Raw genomic sequence first — 26,404 nt, 5'->3', positions numbered from 1 at the left:
CGAGACTTCACAACTGAATAGGCAGGACGAAAGCGCCTGCGTTCCCATCCACAACTGCTTTTGCACGAACGTCATGCGCGCCACGTGCCACAGAGGTACGTGGCGCGCATGGTGAGGAGAGTCTTTTGAGTCATCCGCATCCTGAACTCGGCCCGCCGCCGCCGCTTCCCGAGGGTGGCCTCCGGGTCACCCCCCTGGGTGGTCTCGGCGAGATCGGCCGGAACATGACCGTCTTCGAGTACGGCGGCCGGCTGCTGATCGTCGACTGCGGGGTGCTCTTCCCCGAGGAGGAGCAGCCCGGAATCGACCTGATCCTGCCGGACTTCTCGTCCGTCAGGGACCGCCTCGACGACATCGAGGGCATCGTCCTCACGCACGGCCACGAGGACCACATCGGCGCGGTCCCGTACCTGCTGCGCGAGAAGCCCGACATCCCGCTGATCGGCTCCAAGCTGACCCTCGCCCTGATCGAGGCGAAGCTCCAGGAGCACCGCATCCGCCCGTACACCCTTGAGGTGGTCGAGGGGAACCGCGAGCGCATCGGCCCCTTCGACTGCGAGTTCGTCGCGGTCAACCACTCCATCCCGGACGCCCTCGCCGTCGCCATCCGCACCCCTGCGGGCATGGTGGTCCACACGGGTGACTTCAAGATGGACCAGCTCCCGCTGGACAACCGCCTCACCGATCTACACGCGTTCGCACGGTTGAGCGAAGAGGGCATCGACCTCCTTCTCTCCGACTCCACGAACGCGGAGGTCCCGGGGTTCGTTCCCCCCGAGCGCGACATCTCCAACGTCCTGCGCCAGGTCTTCGCGGGCGCCAGCAAGCGGATCATCGTGGCCAGCTTCGCCAGCCACATCCACCGCATCCAGCAGATCCTCGACGCAGCCCACGAGTACGGCCGCCGGGTCGCCTTCGTCGGCCGCTCGATGGTCCGGAACATGGGCATCGCCAGGGATCTGGGCTACCTCAGGGTTCCGCCGGGCCTGGTCGTGGACGTCAAGACCCTCGACGACCTGCCGCAGCACGAGATCGTCCTCGTCTGCACCGGATCGCAGGGCGAACCGATGGCCGCCCTGTCCCGCATGGCCAACCGGGACCACCAGATCCGCATCGTCCAGGGCGACACGGTGATCCTGGCCTCGTCCCTGATCCCCGGTAACGAGAACGCGGTCTACCGCGTCATCAACGGCCTGACCCGCTGGGGTGCCAACGTCGTCCACAAGGGCAACGCCAAGGTCCATGTCTCCGGACACGCCTCGGCCGGCGAGCTGCTGTACTTCTACAACATCTGTCGCCCGAAGAACCTGATGCCGGTGCACGGCGAATGGCGCCACCTGCGGGCCAACGCGGAGCTGGGCGCGCTGACCGGTGTGCCCCACGACCGCATCGTCATCGCCGAGGACGGCGTGGTCGTCGACCTCATCGAGGGCAAGGCCAAGATCTCGGGCAAGGTCCAGGCCGGTTATGTGTACGTCGACGGTCTCTCGGTCGGTGACGTCGGGGAGCCGGCGCTCAAGGACCGCAAGATCCTGGGGGACGAGGGCATCATCTCCGTCTTCGTCGTCGTGGACTCCTCCACCGGCAAGATCACCGGCGGTCCGCACATCCAGGCTCGGGGTTCCGGCATCGAGGACTCCGCGTTCGCCGCGGTCGCCCCGAAGATCACCGAGGTTCTGGAGCGTTCGGCACAGGACGGGGTCGTCGAGCCCCATCAGCTGCAGCAACTCATCCGCCGCACCCTCGGCAAGTGGGTGTCCGACACCTACCGCCGCAGGCCGATGATCCTGCCTGTGGTGGTTGAGGTCTGACCCTCCGTCAGCGCTCAGCCGGAGCGGGGCTCCTCGATTTGCATCGGGGCGCCCCGCTCCAGTACGTTTACGGCTCCGCCCAGGGGGGAACCCGGTGCAACTGATGCGCCAGGAGCCCGCCGGACCGGGTGGAAATTCCGACTCAGAACTTCTGATAAAGTCAGAGCCGCCGGAAAGGGAAACGCGGAAGCGGAAACCTGGAAAGCACCGAGGAAATCGGATCGGAAAACGATCTGATAGAGTCGGAAACGCAAGACAGCAAGACCGAAGGGAAACTGCCCGGAGGAAAGCCCGAGAACAGCTTGGGTGAGTACAAAGGAAGCGTCCGTTCCTTGAGAACTCAACAGCGTGCCAAAAATCAACGCCAGATATGTTGATACCCCGTCTCCAGCATCTGCTGGGACGAGGTTCCTTTGAAACAAACACAGCGAGGATGCTGTGAACCATCGGATTATTCCTCCGGTGGTTCCGCTCTCGTGGTGTCGACCCGATCACGGGTAAACATTCACGGAGAGTTTGATCCTGGCTCAGGACGAACGCTGGCGGCGTGCTTAACACATGCAAGTCGAACGATGAACCACTTCGGTGGGGATTAGTGGCGAACGGGTGAGTAACACGTGGGCAATCTGCCCTTCACTCTGGGACAAGCCCTGGAAACGGGGTCTAATACCGGATACGACACTCTCGGGCATCCGATGAGTGTGGAAAGCTCCGGCGGTGAAGGATGAGCCCGCGGCCTATCAGCTTGTTGGTGAGGTAACGGCTCACCAAGGCGACGACGGGTAGCCGGCCTGAGAGGGCGACCGGCCACACTGGGACTGAGACACGGCCCAGACTCCTACGGGAGGCAGCAGTGGGGAATATTGCACAATGGGCGAAAGCCTGATGCAGCGACGCCGCGTGAGGGATGACGGCCTTCGGGTTGTAAACCTCTTTCAGCAGGGAAGAAGCGAAAGTGACGGTACCTGCAGAAGAAGCGCCGGCTAACTACGTGCCAGCAGCCGCGGTAATACGTAGGGCGCGAGCGTTGTCCGGAATTATTGGGCGTAAAGAGCTCGTAGGCGGTCTGTCGCGTCGGATGTGAAAGCCCGGGGCTTAACCCCGGGTCTGCATTCGATACGGGCAGACTAGAGTGTGGTAGGGGAGATCGGAATTCCTGGTGTAGCGGTGAAATGCGCAGATATCAGGAGGAACACCGGTGGCGAAGGCGGATCTCTGGGCCATTACTGACGCTGAGGAGCGAAAGCGTGGGGAGCGAACAGGATTAGATACCCTGGTAGTCCACGCCGTAAACGGTGGGAACTAGGTGTTGGCGACATTCCACGTCGTCGGTGCCGCAGCTAACGCATTAAGTTCCCCGCCTGGGGAGTACGGCCGCAAGGCTAAAACTCAAAGGAATTGACGGGGGCCCGCACAAGCAGCGGAGCATGTGGCTTAATTCGACGCAACGCGAAGAACCTTACCAAGGCTTGACATACACCGGAAACGGCCAGAGATGGTCGCCCCCTTGTGGTCGGTGTACAGGTGGTGCATGGCTGTCGTCAGCTCGTGTCGTGAGATGTTGGGTTAAGTCCCGCAACGAGCGCAACCCTTGTTCTGTGTTGCCAGCATGCCCTTCGGGGTGATGGGGACTCACAGGAGACTGCCGGGGTCAACTCGGAGGAAGGTGGGGACGACGTCAAGTCATCATGCCCCTTATGTCTTGGGCTGCACACGTGCTACAATGGCAGGTACAATGAGCTGCGATGCCGTGAGGCGGAGCGAATCTCAAAAAGCCTGTCTCAGTTCGGATTGGGGTCTGCAACTCGACCCCATGAAGTCGGAGTTGCTAGTAATCGCAGATCAGCAGTGCTGCGGTGAATACGTTCCCGGGCCTTGTACACACCGCCCGTCACGTCACGAAAGTCGGTAACACCCGAAGCCGGTGGCCCAACCCGTAAGGGAGGGAGCTGTCGAAGGTGGGACTGGCGATTGGGACGAAGTCGTAACAAGGTAGCCGTACCGGAAGGTGCGGCTGGATCACCTCCTTTCTAAGGAGCATCTAGATCTCGCAAGAGATCCAGGGCCACAACGTCGGCGAACGTCCGACGGTGGTTGCTCATGGGTGGAACGTTGATTATTCGGCCGGTTTCACGGGCCGGAGGCTGTTAGTACTGCTCGCAAGAGCGTGGAAAACATGATCTCCGGACGGGACCCGGTCGGGCACGCTGTTGGGTGTCTGAGGGAATGAACTTCCTTCAGTGCCGGCCCCAGTGCACTCGAACCGCTGGTTCGGGGTGATGGGTGGTTGGTCGTTGTTTGAGAACTGCACAGTGGACGCGAGCATCTGTGGCCAAGTTTTTAAGGGCGCACGGTGGATGCCTTGGCACCAGGAACCGATGAAGGACGTGGGAGGCCACGATAGGCCCCGGGGAGTCGTCAACCAGGCTTTGATCCGGGGGTGTCCGAATGGGGAAACCCGGCAGTCGTCATGGGCTGTCACCCGCTGCTGAACACATAGGCAGTGTGGAGGGAACGCGGGGAAGTGAAACATCTCAGTACCCGCAGGAAGAGAAAACAACCGTGATTCCGGGAGTAGTGGCGAGCGAAACTGGATGAGGCCAAACCGTATGCGTGTGAGACCCGGCAGGGGTTGCGTATACGGGGTTGTGGGATCTCTCTTCTGTTGTCTGCCGGCAACAGGACGAGTCAGAAACCGTTGATGTAGGCGAAGGACATGCGAAAGGTCCGGCGTAGAGGGTAAGACCCCCGTAGCTGAAACGTCAACGGCTCGTTTGAGAGACACCCAAGTAGCACGGGGCCCGAGAAATCCCGTGTGAATCTGGCGGGACCACCCGCTAAGCCTAAATATTCCCTGGTGACCGATAGCGGATAGTACCGTGAGGGAATGGTGAAAAGTACCGCGGGAGCGGAGTGAAATAGTACCTGAAACCGTGTGCCTACAAGCCGTGGGAGCGTCGGACATCAAGCTTGCTTGGTGTCTCGTGACTGCGTGCCTTTTGAAGAATGAGCCTGCGAGTTTGCGGTGTGTTGCGAGGTTAACCCGGGTGGGGTAGCCGTAGCGAAAGCGAGTCCGAACAGGGCGGTTTTAGTAGCACGCTCAAGACCCGAAGCGGAGTGATCTAGCCATGGGCAGGTTGAAGCGGAGGTAAGACTTCGTGGAGGACCGAACCCACCAGGGTTGAAAACCTGGGGGATGACCTGTGGTTAGGGGTGAAAGGCCAATCAAACTCCGTGATAGCTGGTTCTCCCCGAAATGCATTTAGGTGCAGCGTCGTGTGTTTCTTGCCGGAGGTAGAGCACTGGATAGGCGATGGGCCCTACCGGGTTACTGACCTTAGCCAAACTCCGAATGCCGGTAAGTGAGAGCGCGGCAGTGAGACTGTGGGGGATAAGCTCCATGGTCGAGAGGGAAACAGCCCAGAGCATCGACTAAGGCCCCTAAGCGTACGCTAAGTGGGAAAGGATGTGGAGTCGCAGAGACAACCAGGAGGTTGGCTTAGAAGCAGCCACCCTTGAAAGAGTGCGTAATAGCTCACTGGTCTAGTGATTCCGCGCCGACAATGTAGCGGGGCTCAAGCGTACCGCCGAAGTCGTGTCATTCCAGCATGAGGGCCAACGCCCGCTGGGATGGGTAGGGGAGCGTCGTGTGCCGGGTGAAGCAGCCGCGGAAGCGAGTTGTGGACGGTTCACGAGTGAGAATGCAGGCATGAGTAGCGATACAAACGTGAGAAACGTTTGCGCCGATTGACCAAGGGTTCCTGGGTCAAGCTGATCTGCCCAGGGTAAGTCGGGACCTAAGGCGAGGCCGACAGGCGTAGTCGATGGATAACCGGTTGATATTCCGGTACCCGCTGTGAAGCGTCAAACATTGAACCAGGCGATGCTAAGTCCGTGAAGCCGCCCCGGATCCTTCGGGTGAAGGGGAGTGGTGGAGCCGACGAACCAGACTTGCAGTAGGTGAGTGATGGGGTGACGCAGGAAGGTAGTCCATCCCGGGCGGTGGTTGTCCCGGGGTAAGGGTGTAGGACGGTGTGTAGGTAAATCCGCACGCCATTGAGTCTGAGACCTGATGCCGAGCCGATTGTGGTGAAGTGGATGATCCTATGCTGTCGAGAAAAGCCTCTAGCGAGTTTCATGGCGGCCCGTACCCTAAACCGACTCAGGTGGTCTGGTAGAGAATACCGAGGCGTTCGGGTGAACTATGGTTAAGGAACTCGGCAAAATGCCCCCGTAACTTCGGGAGAAGGGGGGCCACACCTGGTGATCCGATTTACTCGGTGAGCTGGGGGTGGCCGCAGAGACCAGCGAGAAGCGACTGTTTACTAAAAACACAGGTCCGTGCGAAGCCGTAAGGCGATGTATACGGACTGACGCCTGCCCGGTGCTGGAACGTTAAGGGGACCGGTTAGTCACTCTTCGGGGTGGCGAAGCTGAGAACTTAAGCGCCAGTAAACGGCGGTGGTAACTATAACCATCCTAAGGTAGCGAAATTCCTTGTCGGGTAAGTTCCGACCTGCACGAATGGCGTAACGACTTCTCGACTGTCTCAACCATAGGCCCGGTGAAATTGCACTACGAGTAAAGATGCTCGTTTCGCGCAGCAGGACGGAAAGACCCCGGGACCTTTACTACAGTTTGATATTGGTGTTCGGTTCGGCTTGTGTAGGATAGCTGGGAGACTGTGAAGCTCGGACGCCAGTTCGGGTGGAGTCGTCGTTGAAATACCAGTCTGGTCGTGCTGGATGTCTAACCCGGGTCCGTGATCCGGATCGGGGACAGTGTCTGATGGGTAGTTTAACTGGGGCGGTTGCCTCCCAAAGGGTAACGGAGGCGCCCAAAGGTTCCCTCAGCCTGGTTGGCAATCAGGTGGTGAGTGTAAGTGCACAAGGGAGCTTGACTGTGAGACCGACGGGTCGAGCAGGGACGAAAGTCGGGACTAGTGATCCGGCGGTGGCTTGTGGAAGCGCCGTCGCTCAACGGATAAAAGGTACCCCGGGGATAACAGGCTGATCTTCCCCAAGAGTCCATATCGACGGGATGGTTTGGCACCTCGATGTCGGCTCGTCGCATCCTGGGGCTGGAGTCGGTCCCAAGGGTTGGGCTGTTCGCCCATTAAAGCGGTACGCGAGCTGGGTTTAGAACGTCGTGAGACAGTTCGGTCCCTATCCGCTGCGCGCGCAGGAATATTGAGAAGGGCTGTCCCTAGTACGAGAGGACCGGGACGGACGAACCTCTGGTGTGCCAGTTGTTCTGCCAAGGGCATGGCTGGTTGGCTACGTTCGGGAGGGATAACCGCTGAAAGCATCTAAGCGGGAAGCCTGCTTCGAGATGAGTATTCCCACCCACTTGATGGGGTAAGGCTCCCAGTAGACGACTGGGTTGATAGGCCAGATATGGAAGCCTGGTAACGGGTGGAGTTGACTGGTACTAATAGGCCGAGGGCTTGTCCTCAGTTGCTCGCGTCCACTGTGTTGGTTCTGAAACCACGAACAACCCCATGCCTCATGGTCACGAGGGATGGTGCGGTATTCACAGTTTCATAGTGTTTCGGTGGTCATAGCGTGAGGGAAACGCCCGGTTACATTCCGAACCCGGAAGCTAAGCCTTACAGCGCCGATGGTACTGCAGGGGGGACCCTGTGGGAGAGTAGGACGCCGCCGAACAATCATTGATAGAGCTGGTTCCCGAATTTCGGTTCGGGGACCAGCTCTTTTTTGTTGGGCTTTACTTGGAGTTCACGTTGCGCGACCAGGATCCGCGGCATGGGTACCGTTGGAATGCTCAGGGCCGCAGGTGTCGGCGCAGGTGACGAGGTGGTCGTCCCGGCGTTCGGCAACCCGGAGGTCGCTCAGGCGGTGAGTCTGGCCGGGGCTGTGCCGGTGTTCGCCGACATAGATCCGGTGACGTACTGCCTGGATGCCTCGGCCGTCGAGGCCGCGGTGACGTCGCGGACGGTGGCCGCGGTCGTCGTACACCGCTTCGGGCGGTCCGCCGACATCGCGGCGCTGCGTCAAGTCGGCCAGCGCCATGGGCTGTTGGTGGTGGAGCAGGGCGAGTCGGAGACGCCGTACAGCGAACTCGGGGAGCGTCGGCGTCGGGCCGCGTATCTCAATGCCAAGCTCAAGGGTGTACGGACCCCCGAAGGCTGTGACGGGCACACCTTCCAGCAGTACGTCGTGCGGGTGCCCGGGAACGGGCGGCCGGACCGGGACGCCTTCGCGCGGGCCGTGCGGGCCAAGGGAGTCGAGTGCAGCGTGCCGGTGAAGACGCCCGTGCACCGGATGCCCGGATTCCGGCGGGACGTCTGCCTGCCGGAGACCGAGCGGGCCGCCGACGAGACGCTGGCACTGCACATCGGCGGCGAGATGTCCCAGCGACAGCTGCAGCGGCTGGTGTCGGCCTGCAATGCGCTCGGCGGGCTGCTGCAACCGGCCTTCTGACGGCGGTGCTTGGCATGACCGGGACGCCCGGGGCCGGCCGGTGCGCAGGTGGTTCGAAGCATCGGCCGAATCGGGGTATGATCTATCTCGTTGCCGCGAGGGAAACCTCGAACAGGTGATCAGGCCCCTATAGCTCAGTCGGCAGAGCGTCTCCATGGTAAGGAGAAGGTCAACGGTTCGATTCCGTTTGGGGGCTCAGACTTGAAGGCCCCGCCCATTGGGCGGGGCCTTTCTCGTGCCCGCTCAGTCCTGCTGGAGGCCCGGGACACGCATCGCCAGAATGGCCATGTCGTCGGAGGGCGCGTCGGAGGCGAAGCGTTCGACCGCACGCATGACACGGGCCGCGACCGCGCCGGCCGTGAGACCCGTGCAGGTGGTGAGGACCTCGGTGAGGCCGTCGTCGCCCAACATGCGGGTGCCCTCGCGGCGTTCGGTGACGCCGTCCGTGACACAGAGGAGGACGTCGCCGGGGTCGAGGGTGACGGTCTGCTCGTACAGCTCCAGGTCCTCCATGACGCCGAGCAGGGCCTGCGGCTCGGCGGCCGGTTCGACCGTGCCGTCCTGGCGCAGGCGCAGCGGGAGCGGATGGCCGGCGCAGACGACCTTCAGGACCGCGCTGCCGTCCTCCTGGGGCCACAACTCGCCGTACAGGAGCGTGAGGAAGCGGCTGCGGGCGCCCTCGTCGATGATCGCGGAGTTGAGGCGCTCCAGGACCGCCGGGCCGGCGTAGCCCTCGCGGGCGAGCAGGCGCAGGGCGTGGCGGGCGAGGCCGGTGACCGCGGCTGCCTCCGGGCCCGTACCGCAGACGTCGCCGATGGCGAAGCCGTACGCACCGTCGCGGATGGGGAAGAGGTCGTAGAAGTCGCCGCCGACCTCGTTGCCCTCGCCGGCCGCGCGGTAGATGACCTCGACCTCGACGCCGTCGATCTGGGGGAGCTCGGGCGGGAGGAGGCTGCGCTGGAGGGACTGGCTGATGGCCACGCGCTCCGAGTACAGCCGGGCGTTGTCCAGGGCGAGGGCGGCCCGGCGGGAGAGGTCCTCCGCCAGTTCCAGGATCTCCTGGCGGAAGTGCTCGTCGGTGGGCTTGCCGAGGGTCAGCATGCCGATGACGCGGTTGCGGGCGACGAGCGGGAGGACGACGGTCTCGCCGCCCACCGCCGAGGCCGTCGCCAGGGTGGTGCCGATGCCCGAGCTGACCGTGGCGGGTTCGCCGAGGCCGAGGCTGCGCATGGAGGTGCGCAGGGCCGCCTCGTGGGCGGCCTCGGCGGGGGCCGTCCAGATACGGGCGCCCGGCGTGGGGATGGGCTCCGGCGGGCGGATCTTGACCAGGAGGGCCTTGAGGCCGTCGATGAGGTCCTCGTCCTCGTGCAGGACGTAGCTGAGGTACGGGTCCGAGGCCTGGTCGGCGATCGTGTAGACCGCGCACCACGTAGCGAGCGTCGGGATGGTCATCTGGGCCATCAGGGCCAGGGTCTGGTCACGGTCCAGGGTGCCCGCGAGGAGGTCGGAGGCCTCCACCAGGAAGCTCAACGAGCCGCGGCGCAGGCGTTCCAGCTCGCCCAGGCGGGCCGACTCGACGGCCAGCGCGATGCGGTCGGCGGCGAACTGCAGGCGCAGGGCCTCCTCGTTGGAGTACCGGCCCTGGGCCTCGGCGGCGACGCCCAGGGAGCCCGTGAGGCGGCCCTCGACCTTGAGGGGGACCGTGACGACCGAGCGCATGCCCGTGCCGTTGAGCAGGGGTACGGCGCCGGGGACGGCAGTGAGGTCGTCGTGGACGGCGGGCATGCGGGCCGAGCCGTACCGGCCGGGGCCGGCCTCCACGGGGACGCGGGCGAAGCGTTGGCGGGCCGAGGGCAGTCCCGTGGAGGCCCGGACCTCCAGTTCCGTCTCGTCGTCGGTGGCCAGGAGCAGGAAGGCGGAGTCGCCGTCGAGCATGTCGCGGGCGCGTTCGACCGTGCGCTGGAGGAGGCCGTCGAGGTCGTCCGGGGCGGGGGAGCCGATGAAGACCTCGAAGGGGTCCGTGGACTGGCCCTCGCCGGAGCCGGAGGTGTCGCCGGACGGCATACGGATCGGGGTCTGGAGGACGGCGCGCTCGTGGTCGCGCACGAGGAGGCAGACCGTGGAGGGGTCCCCGGCCGTGTCGCGGACCCGGAGGTGGGAGGCGTAGACCGGGGTCACCCGGCCGTTGGCGCCGCGGATGCCGTAACTGCCCTCCCAGCGGGAGAGTCGGAGGGCCTCGGCCACTCCCGTGCTGGTGCCGGGGGTGTGCGGCCACGCGGCCAGGTCGGTGAGGGGTTTTCCGATGACCTGGTCGGGGGTGTAGCCGAAGAGTTCCTCGGCGTCCTCGTTCCAGGCGCCGATGGCGCCCACGCGGTCGATCTGGACGACCGCGACGCGGACCCGGCCGTCGGCGAGCGGGAGCAGGTCGGCGGGGAGGTACGGGCCGGCCGAGCGGGTGCCCACCGGGCGGTCGGGGAGGTCGAGTTGGAACCAGACCTGCTTGTGCGTGGAGGTGTACTCCACGCCCCAGCGGGTGGCCATCGCCGCGCACAGCTGGAGGCCGCGGCCGCCTTCGCGGTCGGGGCTGCCCATGTTGATGTGGTTGCCCTGGAGAGGGATCTCACGTTCGGGGTATCTGTCGGCGACCTCGATGCGGACGCCGTCCTCGGCGCGCAGGCAGAGGACGTCCGCGGAGGTGCCGGCGTGGACGACCGCGTTGGTGACGAGTTCGCTGGTGAGGACCACCGCGTCGTCGACGATGTCGGCGAAGCCCCAGCCCTGGAGGGTGTCGCGGACGAACGAGCGGGCGGTCGCGACGGATCGTGAGACGGCAGCGAAGCTGGCGGCCGCGCGCGCGGTGATCACAGAACTCCTTGTCCGGTTCTCTACGTGCGGGGGTGCGAGGACGGCCTCCTGCCGTGGCAGAGGCTGGTTCTCCGTCGGCCTGGGGTCCTGGGGGGTCTCCCCGGGATGCAGTCCGGTGGTCATGGTGCGGCCGCCCCTCCGATGCCTGCCCGCTCGTGCTCGTGCGCCACCGCCCAGGCCGGGTAGGAACCGGCGTGGCTGGACAGCCGCATGCAAGGTTACTTACCTTCGCCGTCCATGCGGATGCCGGTCGTCTGTGTTTCCGTCCGGAGGTGTGCGGACCGTGTGCGAAGCTGCCGAACTGTTATGGCCTGGTTCAGCCATGGTGAAACACTGGGCAGGCTTCCAGGAGGAGGTCGGGCGACTCCGAGTACGAAGTAGCACGAGTGGTACGAGCAGTATGAGCAGTACGAAGCGTTCGAATACGGCGAAGTACGCCCAGCAGGAACGGTCGACCCTTGCGGGAGGGACACAGTGGAGTCTGGCGCAGCGACGCGGGGCACTAAAGCGCGCGCGAAAGGCGGACAGTCCCTGAGTGACCAGCGCAAGTCGCGCAAACCGCGCAATGGAACCACGACCGTGGACACGGCCGCCCTGAACCGGCTGCTCACGGCTCTGGAAGCGATGCGGGACGGCAACTTCCGCAAGCGGCTGACCGTCTCGGGCGACGGTGTCATGGCCGAGATCGCCGCGGTCTTCAACGAGGTGGCGGACCGGAATCTGCATCTGACCGGCGAGCTGTCGCGGGTGCGGCGGGTCGTCGGGCGTGAGGGCAAGCTCACCGAGCGGCTGGAGACGGGTGCCACCGAGGGGTCCTGGGCGGCGGCGATCGACGCGTCGAACGCGCTGGTCGACGACCTCGTACGGCCTGTCTCCGAGGTCAGCCGAGTGCTGTCGGCCGTGGCGGAGGGTGATCTGTCGCCGCGGATGGAGCTGCGGACGCAGGCGCCGGACGGGACCGGGCATCCGCTGCGCGGGGAGTTCCTGAAGGTCGGGCGTACGGTCAACAACCTGGTCGACCAGCTGTCCACGTTCACCGACGAGGTCACCCGGGTGGCCAGCGAGGTGGGCACGGAGGGCAAGCTGGGCGGGCAGGCCAAGGTGCGCGGCATGTCCGGTTCGTGGAAGGACCTGACGGAGTCCGTCAACACCATGGCGCACCGGCTCACCGCCCAGGTGAGGGACATCGCGCTGGTGACGACCGCGGTCGCGAAGGGTGATCTGTCCCGGAAGGTCACGGTTCATGTGGCCGGCGAGATGCTGGAGCTCAAGGAGACCGTCAACACGATGGTCGACCAGCTCTCGGCGTTCTCCTCCGAGGTGACCCGGGTCGCCCGTGAGGTGGGCACCGACGGGCAGCTCGGCGGTCAGGCCGAGGTGCCGGGTGTGGCGGGCGTGTGGAAGGAGCTCACCGATTCGGTGAACACCATGGCCGGCAATCTCACCGCGCAGGTGCGGGGGATCGCGCAGGTCACCACGGCGGTCGCCAACGGTGATCTGTCGCAGAAGGTGACCGTGCCGGCACGCGGTGAGGTGGCCAAGCTCGCCGAGACGATCAACCAGATGACCGAGACGCTGCGGATCTTCGCGGACGAGGTCACACGGGTGGCCAACGAGGTGGGTGCCGAGGGCCGTCTCGGCGGTCAGGCGCAGGTGCCGGGCGCGGCGGGAACGTGGAAGGACCTCACCGATTCGGTGAACACGGTGTTCCGGAACCTCACCATCCAGGTGCGGGACATCGCGGCCGTGACGACGGCGGTGGCCGACGGCGATCTCTCGCAGAAGGTCACCGTGGACGTGGCCGGCGAGATGCTGGAGCTGAAGAACACCGTCAACGGCATGGTCGACCAGCTGTCGTCCTTCGGTGACGAGGTCACACGGGTGGCCAACGAAGTGGGTGCCGAGGGCCGGCTGGGCGGTCAGGCGCAGGTGCCGGGCGCGGCCGGTACGTGGAAGGACCTGACGGACTCCGTCAACACCGCGTTCCGCAACCTCACCGGACAGGTGAGGAACATCGCGGCGGTGACCACGGCCGTGGCCAACGGTGACCTCTCGCAGAAGGTCACCGTCGATGTCGCGGGCGAGATGCTCGAACTGAAGAACACCGTGAACACGATGGTGGACCAGCTGTCGAGCTTCGCCGACCAGGTGACGCGGATGGCCCGGGACGTGGGTACGGAGGGCCGCCTCGGCGGTCAGGCCCGCGTGGACGGTGTGTCCGGCACGTGGAAGGAGCTCACCGACTCCGTCAACTCGATGGCCGGCAACCTCACCTCGCAGGTGCGGAACATCGCGCAGGTGACGACGGCCGTGGCGCGGGGCGACCTGTCGCAGAAGATCGACGTGGACGCGCGCGGCGAGATCCTGGAGCTGAAGAACACCATCAACACGATGGTCGACCAGCTGTCGTCCTTCGCGGATCAGGTGACCCGGGTCGCCCGGGACGTGGGTACGGAGGGCCGCCTCGGCGGTCAGGCGCAGGTGCCCGGCGTGGCCGGTGTGTGGCGCGACCTCACCGAGTCCGTGAACGGCATGGCCGGCAATCTCACCGGCCAGGTGCGCAACATCGCCCAGGTCGCCACGGCGGTGGCCAGGGGCGACCTCTCGCAGAAGATCACCGTGGACGCGCGCGGCGAGATCCTGGAGCTGAAGAACACGCTGAACACGATGGTGGACCAGCTGTCGTCGTTCGCGGAGGAGGTCACCAGGGTCGCCCGTGAGGTGGGTACGGAGGGCCAGCTCGGCGGTCAGGCCGAGGTGCAGGGCGTCTCCGGCACCTGGAAGGACCTCACGCAGTCGGTGAACTTCATGGCGAACAACCTGACCATCCAGGTGCGCCAGATCGCCGAGGTCACGACCGCGGTCGCCAAGGGTGACCTGTCGAAGAAGATCACCGTCGACGCCAAGGGCGAGATCCTGGAGCTCGTCACCACCGTCAACACGATGGTCGACCAGCTGTCGTCGTTCGCCGAGCAGGTGACCCGGGTGGCCCGCGAGGTGGGCACCGAGGGCATCCTCGGCGGCCAGGCGCACGTGCCGGGCGTCACCGGCATCTGGAAGGACCTCAGCGGCAATGTGAACCTGATGGCCAAGAACCTGACCATGCAGGTGCGCAACATCTCCCAGGTCGCCGCGGCCGTCGCCAACGGCGACCTGACCCGTACGGTGACGATCGAGGCGGCCGGTGAGGTCGCGCAGCTCGCCGACACCTTCAACAGCATGGTGAAGACGCTGAGTTCGTTCGCCGACCAGGTCACCAAGGTGGCCCGCGAGGTGGGCACGGACGGCATCCTGGGCGGTCAGGCGCACGTACCGGGTGTGGCGGGTACGTGGAAGGACCTCACCGAGTCGGTGAACTCGATGGCGTCCAACCTCACCGGCCAGGTCCGCAACATCGCGATGGTGACGACCGCCATCGCCAAGGGCGACCTGACCAAGAAGATCGACATCGACGCGCGCGGCGAGATCCTGGAGCTGAAGACCACCATCAACACGATGGTCGACCAGCTGTCGTCGTTCGCGGAGGAGGTCACCCGGGTGGCCCGCGAGGTGGGCACCGAGGGGCAGTTGGGCGGTCTCGCGCGCGTGCGGGACGTCGACGGCACCTGGCGGGACCTGACCGAGTCGGTGAACGAGATGGCCGGGAACCTGACCCGGCAGGTCCGTGCCATCGCGCGCGTGGCCACCGCGGTGACCCGGGGCGACCTGAACCTCAAGATCGACGTCGACGCGTCCGGCGAGATCAAGGAGCTGCAGGACTACATCAACAAGATGATCGCCAACCTGCGCGACACCACGATCGCCAACCAGGAGCAGGACTGGCTCAAGGGCAACCTCGCCCGGATCTCCGCCCTGATGCAGGGCCGCCGGGACCTCGACGACGTGGCCTCGCTGATCATGAGCGAACTGACGCCGGTGGTGTCCGCGCAGCACGGCGCCTTCTTCCTCGCGCTGCCGTTCCTCGACGGCAAGGACCTGGCCCCCGACAACGACGACCAGTACGAACTGCGCATGCTCGGCTCGTACGGCTATTCGATGGGCTCCATGCCGACGTCGTTCCGGCCCGGGGAGGCACTGGTCGGGACGGCGGCCAAGGAGAAGCGCACGATCCTGGTGGAGAACGCGCCGAGCGGTTACCTGAAGATCTCCTCCGGGCTCGGCGAGGCGCCCCCGGCGCAGGTCATCGTGTTGCCGGTGCTCTTCGAGGGGACCGTGCTCGGTGTGATCGAGCTGGCGTCGTTCACGCCGTTCACCCAGATCCAGAAGGACTTCCTCAGCCAGATCGCGGAGATGATCGCGACGAGCGTCAACACCATCTCCGTCAACACCAAGACCGAGGTGCTGCTGAAGCAGTCGCAGGAGCTGACCGAGCAACTGCGCGAGCGGTCCGACGAGTTGGAGAACCGGCAGAAGGCGCTCCAGGCGTCCAACGCCGAACTGGAGGAGAAGGCCGAGCTGCTGGCCCGGCAGAACCGCGACATCGAGGTGAAGAACACCGAGATCGAGGAGGCGCGGCAGGTCCTGGAGGAGCGGGCCGAGCAGCTCGCGGTGTCCATGCGCTACAAGAGCGAGTTCCTCGCGAACATGTCGCACGAGCTGCGCACGCCGCTGAACTCGCTGCTGATCCTCGCCAAGCTGCTCGCCGACAACGCCGAGTCGAACCTGACGCCCAAGCAGGTCGAGTTCGCCGAGACGATCCACGGGGCGGGCTCCGACCTGCTGCAGCTCATCAACGACATCCTGGACCTGTCGAAGGTCGAGGCGGGCAAGATGGACGTCTCCCCGACCCGGATCGCCCTCGTCCAGCTCGTCGACTACGTGGAGGCCACCTTCCGGCCGCTGACGGCGGAGAAGGGTCTCGACTTCTCCGTACGGGTCTCGCCGGAACTGCCCGCCACCCTGCACACGGACGAACAGCGCCTGCTGCAGGTGCTGCGGAATCTGCTGTCCAACGCGGTGAAGTTCACCGACTCCGGAGCCGTGGAGCTGGTCATCCGGCCGGCGGGCGCGGACGTGCCGGTGGCCATCCGGGAGCAGCTGCTGGAGGCGGGCTCGCTGCGGGACGCGGACGCCGACATGATCGCGTTCTCGGTGACGGACACGGGCATCGGTATCGCGGCCAGCAAGATGCGGGTCATCTTCGAGGCGTTCAAGCAGGCGGACGGCACCACCAGCCGCAAGTACGGCGGTACGGGTCTGGGGTTGTCCATCTCGCGGGAGATCGCCCGGCTGCTGGGCGGCGAGATCCACGCGCAGAGCGAGCCCGGACGCGGTTCCACCTTCACCCTGTACCTGCCGCTGCACCCCAGCGAACTGCCCCCGCAGGGCTACGCGCACAACGCGCCCGCGGCGCTGGAGGCGGGCGAGCTGCTGGCCTCCGAGGAGGAGCTGGCCCAGCGCGCCGAGACGCCGGCCGAGGTGAAGTCCTACCGCGAGACCCAGAACGGGGCCGCCGCGCTCTTCAGGCGGCGCCGCCGGTCCGTGTCGGCCGGTTCCCCGTCCTCCGCGCAGGGCAACGGGCAGGCGCAGGAGCACTGGGCGCAGCAGGCGGCTCAGGAGGCGGCGTCGCGGGCGCGCCGGACGGCGGCCAGGTTCGACGGCGAGAAGGTGCTCATCGTCGACGACGACATCCGTAACGTCTTCGCGCTCACCAGCGTCCTGGAGCAGCACGGCCTGTCCGTGCTGTACGCCGAGAACGGACGCGAGGGCATCGAGGTCCTGGAGCAGCACGACGACGTGACGGTCGTGCTGATGGACATCATGATGCCCGAGATGGACGGGTACGCGACGACCACGGCGATCCGCCGGATGCCGCAGTTCGCCGGGTTGCCGATCATCGCGCTGACGGCGAAGGCGATGAAGGGCGACCGGGAGAAGGCGATCGACTCGGGTGCCTCCGACTATGTGACGAAGCCGGTCGATCCGGATCATCTGCTGGCGGTGATGGAGCAGTGGATGCGGAATGAGTGACAGGCGGTACGGCCCCTGGTCACAACCCGTCGGGGGGCGCACGGAGTTGCTGACGGAGTGTGCCCGAGGCCGTGTAGAAACGCGGGATTCGGGGAACCTTCTGGTCTCCGCTTGCGTTTCTGCTACGAGCACAGTGACATCACGGTGACAGGGTGTGGCGACGGGCGGGGTGCGGCTACGATGACCGGCACAAGGACGGGTGGCGCGAGGGAGTCGTCCCCTGGGGTGACGCCGAGCGGCGTCATGCCGAGTCCTGCGGACAGGGGAGGCCCCAAGCCGGGGCGAGGAGGGCGGGCCATGGTGCAGAAGGCCAAGATCCTCCTGGTCGATGACCGGCCGGAGAATCTGTTGGCGCTGGAGGCCATCCTCTCCGCGCTCGATCAGACACTGGTGCGGGCATCGTCCGGGGAGGAAGCGCTCAAGGCGCTGTTGACGGACGACTTCGCGGTCATTCTGCTGGACGTCCAGATGCCGGGCATGGACGGTTTCGAGACGGCCGCGCACATCAAGCGGCGTGAACGGACCCGGGACATCCCGATCATTTTCCTCACCGCCATCAACCACGGACCGCACCACACGTTCCGTGGGTACGCGGCGGGTGCGGTCGACTACATCTCGAAGCCGTTCGACCCCTGGGTGCTGCGCGCCAAGGTCTCCGTCTTCGTCGAGCTGTACATGAAGAACTGCCAGCTCAGGGAGCAGGCGGCGCTACTGCGGCTCCAGTTGGAGGGCGGTGGCAAGGGTACGGCGGGCGGTTCCAAGGAGCCCTCCGGCGGCATCCTCGCCGAGCTCTCGGCGCGCCTCGCGGCCGTCGAGGAGCAGGCGGAGGCGCTCTCCAAACAGCTCGACGACGACTCCGCGGACGCCGCGGCGGTGGCCACCGCGGCCCATCTCGAACGTAAACTCACCGGCCTGCGCAGGGCGCTGGACGCGTTGGAGCCGGGCACGGGCGGACCCTCGCCCATGCCGTCACAGAACTGAGCACACATCAGGGCGCGGGCCCGGTCACGCAAGTGGCCCGGGCCCGCGCCTCGTTGCGACCGGGTGCCATTTGCCGGGGCCGGTGACGGTGACAGCCGCTACTGGTGCGCCCACGCGGTTGACGGCCCGTCAGGTCGCGTCAGCTTCAGGGCGACGCGCGCGCGACACGAACGGGTGAAGCAGTAGGCACACGTGTCGGCCGTGGCCTCCACCGGTAACCTCACACCCATGGCCTCACGTCAGTCCGCAGCGAAGAAGCCGCCCGCGAAGAGGGCGGCCGCTACGACGAAGGCTCCGGCGAAGAAGGCCCCCGCGAAAAAAGCCGCCGCCAAGAAGGCACCCGCCAAGAAGGCGACGGCGAAGAAGACGGCCCCTCCGAAGCCGGCGCCCAATCCGACCGGAGGTGTGTACCGACTGGTACGCGCCATCTGGCTCGGTGCCGCGCACGCCGTCGGCGCCGTCTTCCGCGGCATAGGGCAGGGCGCGCGGAATCTCGACCCGGCGCACCGCAAGGACGGCGTCGCGCTGCTGCTGCTCGCGCTCGCCCTGATCGTCGCCGCCGGCACCTGGTCGAACCTGCGCGGCCCGGTCGGTGATCTCGTCGAGATGCTGGTCACCGGCGCCTTCGGACGGCTCGACCTGCTGGTGCCGATACTGCTCGCGGTCATCGCCGTGCGGTTCATCCGGCACCCCGAGAAGCCCGAGGCCAACGGCCGGATCGTCATCGGCCTGTCCGCACTCGTCATCGGCATCCTCGGCCAGGTCCACATCGCCTGCGGCTCGCCCGCCCGCAGTGTCGGCATGCAGGCGATAAGGGACGCCGGAGGACTCATCGGCTGGGGCACGGCCACCCCGCTGACGTACACCATGGGCGAGGCCCTCGCCGTGGCGATGCTGGTGCTGCTCACGGTCTTCGGACTGCTCGTCGTCACCGCCACGCCGGTCAACGCGATCCCGCAACGACTGCGGCTGCTCGGCCAGAAGCTGGGCATCATCGCCGACGACGAGGACGACGACGAGTACGGCGAGGACGACGCACGCTACGAGGAGCAGTGGCGCGACAGCCTGCCCGCGCGCTCCCGCCGGCGCGGCTCCGCCCCCGAGGCGTACGACCCCGACGGCGCCGAGCAGGAGGCCCTCACCCGGCGCCGCCCGAGGCGCTCCGCCGTACGGCAGCCCGATCCGGACCGGCCGCTGGACGCCGTGGACGTGGCCGCGGCGGCAGCCGCCGCGCTCGACGGGGCGGTGCTGCACGGCATGCCGCCCTCGCCGGTGGTCGCCGACCTCACACAGGGCGTCACCGCGGGGGACCGGGAGGAGACCACGCCCGTCCCGGCCGCGCGCAGCAAGCCGACCCAGCAGGAGCCCCCGGCCGCCAAGCCGCCCAAGGGTGCCCGGCAGGACGCCCTGGTGCCGGACCTGACCAAGAAGGCACCGGACGAGCCCCGCGAGCTGCCGGCGCGAGCCGAGCAGCTCCAGCTCTCCGGCGACATCACCTACGCGCTGCCCTCGCTCGACCTCCTGGAGCGGGGCGGCCCCGGCAAGACGCGCAGCGCCGCGAACGACGCCATAGTGGCCTCCCTGTCGAACGTGTTCTCCGAGTTCAAGGTCGATGCCTCGGTCACCGGCTTCACCCGCGGGCCGACGGTCACCCGCTACGAGGTCGAGCTGGGGCCGGCGGTCAAGGTCGAGCGGATCACCGCGCTCACCAAGAACATCGCCTACGCCGTCGCCAGCCCGGACGTACGGATCATCAGCCCGATTCCCGGCAAGTCGGCCGTCGGCATCGAGATCCCCAACACCGACCGCGAGATGGTCAACCTCGGCGACGTCCTGCGCCTCGCGGACGCGGCCGAGGACGACCACCCGATGCTGGTCGCGCTCGGCAAGGACGTCGAGGGCGGCTATGTGATGGCCAATCTGGCGAAGATGCCGCATGTGCTCGTCGCGGGTGCGACCGGCTCCGGTAAATCGTCGTGCATCAACTGCCTGATCACGTCGATCATGGTCCGTGCGACGCCCGAGGACGTCCGCATGGTCCTCGTCGACCCCAAGCGCGTCGAGCTGACGGCCTATGAGGGCATCCCGCACCTCATCACGCCGATCATCACCAACCCCAAGCGGGCCGCCGAGGCGCTCCAGTGGGTCGTGCGCGAGATGGACCTGCGCTACGACGACCTGGCCGCGTTCGGCTACCGGCACATCGACGACTTCAACGAGGCCATCAGGAACGGCAAGGTGAAGCTGCCCGAGGGCAGTGAGCGAGAGCTCCAGCCGTACCCGTATCTGCTGGTCATCGTGGACGAGCTGGCCGACCTGATGATGGTCGCGCCGAGGGACGTCGAGGACGCGATCGTCCGCATCACCCAGCTCGCGCGCGCGGCCGGCATCCATCTGGTGCTCGCCACCCAGCGGCCGTCCGTGGACGTCGTCACCGGTCTCATCAAGGCGAACGTGCCCTCACGGCTCGCCTTCGCCACCTCCTCGCTCGCCGACTCGCGCGTCATCCTCGACCAGCCCGGCGCCGAGAAGCTGATCGGCAAGGGCGACGGGCTGTTCCTGCCGATGGGGGCGAACAAACCGACCCGTATGCAGGGCGCGTTCGTGACCGAGGGCGAGGTCGCGGCCGTCGTCCAGCACTGCAAGGACCAGATGGCGCCCGTCTTCCGGGACGACGTCACCGTGGGCACCAAGCAGAAGAAGGAGATCGACGAGGAGATCGGCGACGACCTCGACCTGCTGTGCCAGGCGGCCGAACTGGTCGTCTCCACACAGTTCGGCTCGACCTCCATGCTCCAGCGCAAGCTGCGCGTCGGCTTCGCCAAGGCCGGGCGGCTGATGGACCTCATGGAGTCCCGGGGCGTGGTCGGACCGAGCGAGGGCTCCAAGGCGCGTGACGTTCTTGTGAAACCCGATGAGCTGGACGGCGTGCTCGCCGTGATCCGGGGGGAGACTGAGGCGTAAGGGCCGCAGCGGTATCGCGGAGGGGCGCGACAGAGGCGCACGGCAGGAGAAAACCGGTTGTCCGGCGGGCGGAACACGGGTGGGATTACGGCATCCGGGTATTCGAACGTGACTCACCCGTAAGGAAATGGTGAGCAACCGTTTCCCTTCGTCGTACGTCAAGTTGGACGAGGGGACAGCCCCGTGCCCGCACCCTCACCACCAGCAGGATGTCCGGCCATTCTGATGGCGTACAAAGTCCCACCGCCCGGTTGCCCCACCCTTTCGTACCCCCCCTAGACTGAACCTCCAGCACAGGTGGCTACACGCTCGAAAGGCGCCCCCGTGTCCATCGGCAACTCCCCTGACGGCAACTTCCCCGAAGACGAGCGTCCGTTCGAAGACGACCGTGACGAACGCTCGGCGGAACGCCCCTCGATCGGTCGTGCCCTCCAGCAGGCACGCATCGCGGCCGGGCTGACCGTCGACGACGTCAGCAACGCCACCCGGGTCCGCATCGCCATCGTGCACGCGATCGAGCAGGACGACTTCGCCCCCTGCGGTGGCGACGTCTACGCGCGCGGTCACATCCGCACCCTCGCGCGCGCGGTGCGCATCGACCCCGCCCCGCTCCTCGAACAGTTCGCGGAGGCACACGGCGGGCGGCCCGCGCCGACCCCGGCGGCCCCGCTGTTCGAGGCGGAGCGGATCCGTCCCGAACGGCGCGGCCCCAACTGGACCGCCGCCATGGTCGCCGCGATCGTCGCGGTGATCGGCTTCGTCGGCTTCACCGCGTTCAACGGTGGAGACGACGACGGCTCCACCACCCAGGTCGCCGAGGGCTCCACCCCGACCACCGGAAAGTCCCCCTCGCCGACGCCCAAGGCCGACAAGCCCGACGCCGACCCGAAGCCCGACCCGACCGACAGCGCCATCGCGGCCGCGCCCCGTGACAAGGTGACCGTGCAGGTCAGCGCCTCCGACGGGCGCAGCTGGATCTCCGCCAAGGACCACAACGGGCGGTTCCTGTGGGACGGCCTGCTCAAGCAGGGGCAGTCCAAGACCTTCCAGGACAGCTCCCGGATCGACCTCGTCCTCGGTGACGCCGGGGCCGTCCAGCTCTACGTCAACGGCAAGAAGATCAAGGACGACTTCCAGCCCGGCCAGGTCGAACGTCTGACGTACACGAAGGGCGACCCGGAGGTCGGCTGAGCCTTCAGTCCGCCCGGGGCGGACGTACACACGACGCACAGGGAAACGCGGGTACGGGGTTGGCCGGGTTCGGCCAACCCCGTCGACGTGGGCTGTCACCGGGACGAAGTAGTCTTGAGCCCATGCCTGAACGCCGTACCGTCGCACTCGTCACTCTTGGCTGCGCCCGTAACGAGGTGGACTCGGAGGAGCTCGCAGGCCGCTTGGAGGCGGACGGCTGGGAGCTCGTCGAGGACGCCGAGGAAGCGGACGTCGCGGTCGTCAACACCTGTGGCTTCGTCGAAGCCGCCAAGAAGGACTCCGTCGACGCCCTCCTGGAGGCCAATGACCTCAAGGGACACGGCAGAACCCAGGCCGTCGTGGCGGTCGGCTGCATGGCGGAGCGGTACGGCAAGGAACTGGCCGAGGCGCTGCCCGAGGCCGACGGCGTCCTCGGCTTCGACGACTACGCCGACATCTCCGACCGACTCCAGACCATTCTGAACGGCGGCATCCACGCCTCGCACACCCCGCGCGACCGGCGCAAGCTGCTGCCGATCAGCCCGGCCCAGCGGCAGGAGTCCGCGGCCGAGGTCGCGCTTCCGGGGCATGCCCCCGTCGATCTTCCGGAAGGGCTCGCTCCGGCTTCGGGGCCGCGGTCCCCGCTGCGCCGCCGGCTGGACGGCTCGCCCGTCGCCTCCGTGAAGCTCGCCTCCGGCTGCGACCGTCGCTGCTCCTTCTGCGCCATCCCCTCCTTCCGCGGCTCCTTCATCTCGCGCCGCCCCTCGGACGTGCTGAACGAGACGCGCTGGCTCGCCGAGCAGGGCGTCAAGGAGGTCATGCTGGTCTCCGAGAACAACACCTCGTACGGCAAGGACCTCGGCGACATCCGGCTGCTGGAGTCCCTGCTGCCCGAGCTCGCCGAGGTCGACGGCATCGAGCGGGTGCGCGTCAGCTACCTCCAGCCCGCCGAGATGCGGCCCGGCCTCATCGACGTGCTCACCTCCACCCCCAAGGTCGCGCCCTACTTCGACCTCTCCTTCCAGCACTCCGCCCCCGCGGTGCTCCGCTCGATGCGCCGCTTCGGCGACACCGACCGGTTCCTGGAGCTGCTGGACACCATCCGCGGCAAGGCCCCCGAGGCCGGCGTCCGGTCCAACTTCATCGTGGGCTTCCCCGGTGAGACCGAGGCGGACCTCGCGGAGCTGGAGCGGTTCCTGAACGGCGCGAGACTGGACGCCATCGGCGTCTTCGGGTACTCCGACGAGGAGGGCACCGAAGCGGCGACGTACGACAACAAGCTGGCCGAGGACGTCGTCGCCGAGCGTCTCGCGCGGGTCTCACGACTGGCCGAGGAACTGGTCTCGCAGCGCGCCGAGGAGCGTGTCGGACAGACCGTGCGTGTCCTGGTCGAGTCGGTCGACGGCGACGAGGGTGCCTACGGCCGCGGCGCGCACCAGGCGCCCGAGACGGACGGCCAGGTGCTGTTCACGAACGGCGAGGACCTGAGCGTCGGCCTTATGGTCGAGGCGAAGGTGGTCGGCACGGAAGGCGTCGACCTGGTGGCCGAGGTGCTTCCGGGCTCGCTCGCCTCTCCCGCGTGTACTGAGGAGGCGGCCAGATGACGGGAGTCCCGGCATCCGCGGCGGGCGGCACCTCCGGCGCCAAGAGCGCGGCGAGCGCCCCAGGCGTTCCCGGCGCCCCGAGCGCCGCCGCCCCCAGCGCTGCCGGGGAGACGCGACCCGTCCGTGGCGGGAAGCTGGGAGCTGCCGCCGTCAACCAGGCCAGCCTCTGGAACATCGCGAACATCCTGACCATGGTCCGCCTGGTCCTCGTGCCGGGCTTCGTCGTCCTGATGCTCATGGACGGCGGATACGACCCGGTCTGGCGGGCATGGGCGTGGGCCGCCTTCGCCGTCGCCATGATCACCGACGTCTTCGACGGCCATCTGGCCCGGACGTACGACCTCGTCACCGACTTCGGGAAGATCGCCGACCCCATCGCCGACAAGGCGATCATGGGCGCCGCCCTGATCTGTCTGTCCTATCTCGGTGATCTGCCGTGGTGGGTGACCGGCGTCATCCTCGGCCGGGAGCTGGGCATCACCCTCCTGCGGTTCGTCGTCATCCGGTACGGAGTCATCCCCGCGAGCCGGGGAGGCAAGCTGAAGACCCTGACCCAGGGCATCGCCGTCGGGATGTACGTGCTGGTACTGGAGGGGCCCCTGGCCACCATGAGGTGGTGGGTGATGGCCGCGGCGGTCGTCCTGACCGTGGTCACCGGGCTCGACTATGTGAGACAGGCCATTGTGCTGCGCCGGCGCGGAACAGCCGAGCGCGAAGCCGCGGCGGAGGGAGCGGAACGTTGACTTCCACGGCCGCCGAAGTGCTGCGACTACTGACCGTGAGGGGAGAGACGCTCGCCGTCGCGGAGTCGCTGACCGGTGGTCTGGTCGCGGCCGCCCTCACCGCGGCCCCCGGCTCCTCCCAGGCCTTCCGGGGCTCGGTCACCGCGTACGCCACCGAGCTGAAGCACAGTTTGCTGGATGTCGATGCCACCCTCCTGGACCAGCGGGGAGCGGTGGATCCGCAGGTCGCGGTGGAGATGGCGCGGGGCGTCCGCACGGCGCTCGGCGCCGACTGGGGGATTTCGACCACCGGTGTGGCGGGCCCGGAACCCCAGGACGGACGGCCCGTCGGCACGGTCTATGTGGCCGTCGCCGGACCCTCCACAGCCGAATCCGGCGTATCAGGTGGCGGGAAAGTGTCGTCGTTGCGGTTGAACGGCGGCCGGACGGAAATCCGTATGGAGAGTGTACGGAGCGTACTCGCACTGCTCCTTGAGGAGCTTGCGGGCGAACAGACCGGGAATGAGCGGGCACAGGATACGGAACAGAACGGGGGGACTTGATGTTTGCAGCCCTGAGTGAACACAACAGCGCTCCCCGCACGGCCGCAGCGCAAGGCGGTACGGTGGGGCGTGAAGGATGCGGCTACGCGGTCCGAGGAGGGAGCCACCGATGATTCTGCTCCGTCGCCTGCTGGGTGACGTGCTGCGTCGGCAGCGCCAGCGCCAGGGCCGTACTCTGCGCGAAGTCTCCTCGTCCGCCCGAGTCTCACTCGGCTATCTCTCCGAGGTGGAGCGGGGGCAGAAGGAGGCTTCCTCCGAGCTGCTCTCCGCCATTTGCGACGCGCTGGACGTACGGATGTCCGAGCTCATGCGGGAAGTGAGTGACGAGCTCGCCCTTGCCGAGCTGGCCCAGTCCGCAGCGGCCACCGAGCCGGTGCCAGCACCAGTGCGCCGACCCATGCTCAACTCCGTCTCGGTGGCCGGTGTGCCACCGGAGCGGGTCACGATCAAGGCGCCCGCCGAAGCGGTGGACGTCGTCGCGGCGTGACCTGTCGCGACCTGGGTGCATGCACCGGCACGCGCCGGTGAAGCGGTAGAAGCGAAGCGGAAGCCCCGGTCGGGGCCTCCAGGGAGACCTGGGGGGCGTCGGCCGGGGCTTTTGTGTTGCCTGGGGCTCCCGTTTGCCGGGGTGGCGGTGTGCGGTCATGGTGGTCGTACGGTCGTCTCAAGAATCCGGAGCGTGCTGATGAACGTGGTGAAGAGCCCGCTGTCCGAGGCCGATCTCAGGACCGTCTCCGAGGCGCTGCAAGGTGCCCTGGTCGATCTTGTCGACCTCTCCCTGGTGGCCAAACAGATCCACTGGAACGTCGTCGGGCCGCGTTTCCGCTCCGTCCATCTCCAGCTCGACGAGGTTGTGGACACCGCACGGCTGCACTCCGACACGGTCGCCGAACGTGCCTCCACCCTCGGTGTCCCGCCGGACGGGCGGGCCGGGACGGTCGCCGGGAGCAGCGGTATCGGCAGGGTGCCGGACGGCTGGGTCAAGGACGCGGACGCCGTGGGGATCCTGGTGGACGCGCTCGGCGCGGTGATCACTCGGATGCGGACGCGGGTGGAGAGCACCGCGGAGCCGGATCCGGTGAGCCAGGACATCTTCATCCAGATCACGGCGGATCTCGAGAAGCACCACTGGATGTTCCAGGCGGAGAACGGGTAGTGCGGCGTGGGTGGCCGGTGAGGGCGTGAGGACGGCGGTGAGTGGCTGCGGGGCGCACCGGGCGCACCGGGGGCGCGGTCCGTATGAGGGGGCCGTGCGTCCCTGTGCCGGTGATGCGCCCTCTCCGGCCGTGA

12 protein-coding genes, 1 tRNA gene and 3 rRNA genes are annotated in these 26,404 nt (G+C 66.8%); 15 read left to right on the top strand and 1 reads right to left on the bottom strand.

All coding sequences use genetic code 11. The annotated features are described in order from the left end of the window. Positions 1-125: 125 nt before the first annotated feature. The 6 genes from ACZ9QC_RS10685 (at position 126) to ACZ9QC_RS10660 (ending at position 8,450) form a co-directional block, all read left to right on the top strand. On the top strand, positions 126-1,811 hold the full coding sequence (locus ACZ9QC_RS10685) for a ribonuclease J (RefSeq protein ID WP_472919947.1): 1,686 nt from the start codon (positions 126-128) through the stop codon (positions 1,809-1,811). A 504-nt stretch (positions 1,812-2,315) separates the two neighbouring features. After that, positions 2,316-3,841 (top strand): 16S ribosomal RNA (locus tag ACZ9QC_RS10680). Between the two features lie 300 nt (positions 3,842-4,141). Continuing rightward, a 23S ribosomal RNA gene (locus tag ACZ9QC_RS10675) occupies positions 4,142-7,265 on the top strand. A gap of 95 nt (positions 7,266-7,360) precedes the next feature. Further along, positions 7,361-7,477 (top strand): 5S ribosomal RNA (gene rrf / locus ACZ9QC_RS10670). The 16S, 23S and 5S rRNA genes sit together here, the layout of an rRNA operon. A gap of 114 nt (positions 7,478-7,591) precedes the next feature. Then, on the top strand, positions 7,592-8,254 hold the full coding sequence (locus ACZ9QC_RS10665; protein WP_472921654.1) for a DegT/DnrJ/EryC1/StrS family aminotransferase: 663 nt from the start codon (positions 7,592-7,594) through the stop codon (positions 8,252-8,254). 123 nt (positions 8,255-8,377) lie between these two features. Then, positions 8,378-8,450 (top strand) — tRNA-Thr (locus tag ACZ9QC_RS10660). Positions 8,451-8,497: 47 nt separating this feature from the next. Here ACZ9QC_RS10660 and ACZ9QC_RS10655 read toward each other — a convergent pair. Then, the gene (locus ACZ9QC_RS10655; RefSeq protein WP_472919946.1) at positions 8,498-11,242 is read right to left on the bottom strand and encodes a SpoIIE family protein phosphatase; all 2,745 of its coding nucleotides are present in this window, start codon (positions 11,240-11,242) and stop codon (positions 8,498-8,500) included. Between the two features lie 351 nt (positions 11,243-11,593). Here ACZ9QC_RS10655 and ACZ9QC_RS10650 point away from each other — a divergent pair, with 351 nt between their 5' ends. From ACZ9QC_RS10650 to ACZ9QC_RS10610, 9 genes are all read left to right on the top strand, one after another. Continuing rightward, positions 11,594-17,089 (top strand): HAMP domain-containing protein, encoded by a 5,496-nt coding sequence (locus ACZ9QC_RS10650; RefSeq protein WP_472919945.1) that lies wholly within the window; start codon positions 11,594-11,596, stop codon positions 17,087-17,089. A gap of 297 nt (positions 17,090-17,386) precedes the next feature. Further along, the gene (locus tag ACZ9QC_RS10645; RefSeq protein WP_086796453.1) at positions 17,387-18,070 is read left to right on the top strand and encodes a response regulator; all 684 of its coding nucleotides are present in this window, start codon (positions 17,387-17,389) and stop codon (positions 18,068-18,070) included. Between the two features lie 228 nt (positions 18,071-18,298). Then, positions 18,299-21,034 carry an FtsK/SpoIIIE family DNA translocase gene (locus ACZ9QC_RS10640; RefSeq protein WP_472919944.1) on the top strand — a complete coding sequence of 912 codons (2,736 nt, stop codon included), beginning with the start codon at positions 18,299-18,301 and terminating at the stop codon, positions 21,032-21,034. Between the two features lie 324 nt (positions 21,035-21,358). Beyond that, a complete protein-coding gene (locus ACZ9QC_RS10635; protein WP_316725415.1) occupies positions 21,359-22,225 on the top strand; it encodes a helix-turn-helix domain-containing protein in 867 nt (288 codons plus the stop codon). A gap of 122 nt (positions 22,226-22,347) precedes the next feature. Continuing rightward, on the top strand, positions 22,348-23,829 hold the full coding sequence (rimO, locus tag ACZ9QC_RS10630; protein WP_472919943.1) for a 30S ribosomal protein S12 methylthiotransferase RimO: 1,482 nt from the start codon (positions 22,348-22,350) through the stop codon (positions 23,827-23,829). Continuing rightward, on the top strand, positions 23,826-24,572 hold the full coding sequence (gene pgsA, locus ACZ9QC_RS10625; protein WP_467337231.1) for a CDP-diacylglycerol--glycerol-3-phosphate 3-phosphatidyltransferase: 747 nt from the start codon (positions 23,826-23,828) through the stop codon (positions 24,570-24,572). The genes rimO and pgsA overlap by 4 nt, the downstream gene beginning before the upstream one ends. After that, positions 24,569-25,114 carry a CinA family protein gene (locus ACZ9QC_RS10620; protein WP_472919942.1) on the top strand — a complete coding sequence of 182 codons (546 nt, stop codon included), beginning with the start codon at positions 24,569-24,571 and terminating at the stop codon, positions 25,112-25,114. Before pgsA ends, ACZ9QC_RS10620 begins: the two co-directional genes overlap by 4 nt. A 109-nt stretch (positions 25,115-25,223) precedes the next feature. Next, complete coding sequence (locus tag ACZ9QC_RS10615; RefSeq protein ID WP_005481441.1) at positions 25,224-25,601, top strand: helix-turn-helix domain-containing protein; 378 nt, start codon at positions 25,224-25,226, stop codon at positions 25,599-25,601. Between the two features lie 198 nt (positions 25,602-25,799). Further along, positions 25,800-26,270, top strand: a complete 471-nt coding sequence (locus ACZ9QC_RS10610) for a Dps family protein (protein WP_472921653.1) — start codon at positions 25,800-25,802, stop codon at positions 26,268-26,270. Positions 26,271-26,404 lie beyond the last annotated feature (134 nt).

It is taken from the genome of Streptomyces sp. HUAS MS02, from assembly GCF_055702265.1.
The sequence above is the reverse complement of the archived record's forward strand: the minus strand, read 5'-3'. Positions and strand labels throughout refer to the sequence as shown.

Coding starts and splice junctions, on each gene's coding strand:
- ACZ9QC_RS10640 (WP_472919944.1), top strand. CDS start 18,299: ATGGCCTCACGTCAGTCCGCAGCGAAGAAGCCGCCCGCGAAGAGGGCG.
- pgsA (WP_467337231.1), top strand. CDS start 23,826: ATGACGGGAGTCCCGGCATCCGCGGCGGGCGGCACCTCCGGCGCCAAG.
- ACZ9QC_RS10610 (WP_472921653.1), top strand. CDS start 25,800: ATGAACGTGGTGAAGAGCCCGCTGTCCGAGGCCGATCTCAGGACCGTC.
- ACZ9QC_RS10645 (WP_086796453.1), top strand. CDS start 17,387: ATGGTGCAGAAGGCCAAGATCCTCCTGGTCGATGACCGGCCGGAGAAT.
- rimO (WP_472919943.1), top strand. CDS start 22,348: ATGCCTGAACGCCGTACCGTCGCACTCGTCACTCTTGGCTGCGCCCGT.
- ACZ9QC_RS10615 (WP_005481441.1), top strand. CDS start 25,224: ATGATTCTGCTCCGTCGCCTGCTGGGTGACGTGCTGCGTCGGCAGCGC.
- ACZ9QC_RS10655 (WP_472919946.1), bottom strand. CDS start 11,242: ATGACCACCGGACTGCATCCCGGGGAGACCCCCCAGGACCCCAGGCCG.
- ACZ9QC_RS10665 (WP_472921654.1), top strand. CDS start 7,592: ATGCTCAGGGCCGCAGGTGTCGGCGCAGGTGACGAGGTGGTCGTCCCG.